Consider the following 2,766-nt stretch of genomic DNA (forward strand, 5'->3'; position numbering starts at 1 on the left):
CCGGGGGGCGGCCCGGGCGGCGGCCAGGGGTCCGGCTCCGGCACGGGTTCCGGTTCGGGGGCTAACCCGGATACGGACTCGGGTGCCAGCCCTGGTACCGGCCCGGGTATCGACCCCAGTACCGGACCGGGCCCGGATACCGCCTTCGAGGCGCGCGTCGAGCGGGCCCGTGCGGACGGCTGGGCGCTGGACGACCAGCTCATCGAACCGGGGCTGGTCGCCGTCTCCGTACCCGTACGGGACCCCCGTACGGGCCGGGTGGCCTGCGTCGCGAGTGTCGTCAGCCACACCAGCCGCCGTACGGCCACCGACCTGCGCGACGACCTGCTCCCGAGGCTGCGGGCGACGGTCGCCGCGATGGAGGCCGAACTCCGGGCCGACCTGCGAGCCGACCTGCGGGCCAACCTGCGGGCCGACCTGCGGGCCGGGACGAAGGCGGCCCTGGGGACCGACCCGAGGGCCGACCCGGGGACCAACCCGGGGACCACCCCGAGAACCGACCCGCGGACCGACCCAAGGACCGACGCAACAGCTGCCCCCCGGGCCGAACCCTCCGCGGATCCGCAGGTGTTGCCGCCCGCCGGGCTGGCCGACTGGACCGGGGTCTCGAAGCAGGAGCTGGGGCGGGAGTTCGTCGAGTCCCTGGCCAGGGGGCTGACGGTGCTCACGGCCTTCGGGGAGTCCCGTGCCGAGCTGACCCTGACCGAGGTCGCGCGGGCCACCGGCCTGGCGAGGGCGACCGCCCGCCGGGCGCTGATCACCTACGAGTACCTGGGGTACGTCGAGGCACACGGCCGCACCTTCGCCCTGACCCCCCGCGTCCTCTCCCTCGGCTTCCCGCCCCTCTCCGGCACCTCCCTGCCCGAGATCGCCTCGCCCCACCTGGCCGAACTCGCGGTGCGCGTCGAGGAGTCGGCGTCACTGGCGGTCCTGGCCGGGGACTCGGGCGCGGAGATCCAGTACACGGCGCGGGTGGCGACGAGGCGCATCGTGAGCGCCAACATCGCCGTCGGGACGCGGCTCCCGGCGTACCCGACGTCGATGGGCCGGGTCCTGCTGGCCGGCATACCCGAGGCGGAGCGGCGGCTGCCGGACCTGGCCCCGCTGACCCCGCACACCGTGACGGATCCGGCCGCCTTCGCGCGGGTGCTGGCGGAGGTACGGGCGCAGGGGTACGCCCTGGTCAGCGAGGAGCTGGAGGAGGGGCTGCGGTCGATCGCGGTCCCGGTGCGGGACCGTACCGGACGGGTCGTCGCGGCGGTGAACGTCGCGATGCACACGACCCGGCGCACGGCCGGGCAGTGCGTGGCCGAGGTGCTGCCGGAGCTGTACGCGACGGCCTCCCGGATCGAGGCGGAACTGCGAACGGCGGGACGGTTCACACGGGTGCCGCTGGCCTGACCCGCCGGCCCTTGCCTGGGCCCGGGACTCGCTTAAGCTCCATCTAGCCCGTCCATACATGTGGACGGCGTCCACATACGCGCTCCGCCCGCCCGTAGCCGGCCCACAGGGGATTCCGATGACCGTGAGTACGAACCAGCCGACCGTCACCGCCCTCTCCGTCTACCCGGTCGCCGGCCGGGACAGCATGGAGCTGAATCTCTCCGGCGCCCACGGCCCCTACTTCACCCGCAACATCGTGATCCTCACCGACTCCGAGGGCCGTACGGGACTCGGCGAGGTGCCGGGCGGCGAGAAGATCACGCGGACGCTGCGCGACGCCGAGTCGCTGGTCGTCGGGGCGAAGGTGGGCGACTACAAGCGCGTCCTCGCGGAGATCGGCGCCCGCTTCGCCGACCGCGACCAGGGCGGACGCGGCGCCCAGACCTTCGACCTGCGCACCACCGTGCACGCGGTGACGGCCGTCGAGTCGGCGCTCCTCGACCTCCTCGGCCAGCACCTGGACGTACCGGTCGCCGCCCTGCTCGGCGACGGACAGCAGCGTGATTCCGTACGGGTGCTGGGCTACCTCTTCCATGTCGGCGACCCGGACCGGACCGACCTGGAGTACATCCGGGAGCCGGACTCGGACGTCGACTGGTACCGCGTACGGCACGAGGAGGCCCTGACCCCGGAGGCGATCGTCCGCCAGGCCGAGGCCGCCCACGCCCGCTACGGCTTCCGCGACTTCAAGCTCAAGGGCGGGGTCCTGGCGGGCGCGGAGGAGGTCAGGGCCGTACGGGCGCTGAAGGACCGGTTCCCGGAGGCGCGGATCACCCTTGACCCGAACGGCGCGTGGTCGCTGCGCGAGGCGATCGAGCTGTGCGCGCCCCTGAACGGCACCCTGGCCTACGCCGAGGATCCCTGCGGCGCGGAGGACGGCTACTCGGGGCGCGAGATCCTCGCCGAGTTCCGCCGGGCGACCGGTCTCCCCACGGCGACGAACATGATCGCCACGGACTGGCGGCAGCTGACCCACGCCCTGGCCCTCCAGTCGGTCTCCATCCCGCTGGCCGACCCGCACTTCTGGACCATGCGGGGCTCGGTGCGCGTGGCCCAGCTGTGCAACGCGATGGGCCTGACCTGGGGCTGCCACTCCAACAACCACTTCGACATCTCTCTGGCCATGGTCACGCACTGCGGCGCGGCGGCTCCGGGCGAGTACAACGCCCTGGACACCCACTGGATCTGGCAGGAGGGTCTGGAACGCCTGACGGTCACCCCGCCGAGGATCATCGGCGGCGAGATCGCGGTACCGGACGCGCCGGGTCTGGGCGTCCAGGTGGACATGGAGCGGGTGCTGGCCGCCCACGAGCTGTACCGGGA

Annotated in this window: 2 protein-coding genes; both read left to right on the forward strand. The window is 73.4% G+C overall.

The annotated features are described in order from the left end of the window. Positions 1-1,401 (forward strand): IclR family transcriptional regulator domain-containing protein (locus tag AOK08_RS48025; protein WP_241827267.1); only part of this gene is annotated, 1,401 nt, incomplete at its 5' end. A 118-nt stretch (positions 1,402-1,519) separates the two neighbouring features. After that, positions 1,520-2,766: enolase C-terminal domain-like protein (locus AOK08_RS37640; RefSeq protein WP_055534476.1), on the forward strand; the 1,247-nt coding region annotated here is incomplete at its 3' end.

The organism is Streptomyces graminilatus (assembly GCF_001418565.1).
GTDB lineage: Bacteria > Actinomycetota > Actinomycetes > Streptomycetales > Streptomycetaceae > Streptomyces > Streptomyces graminilatus.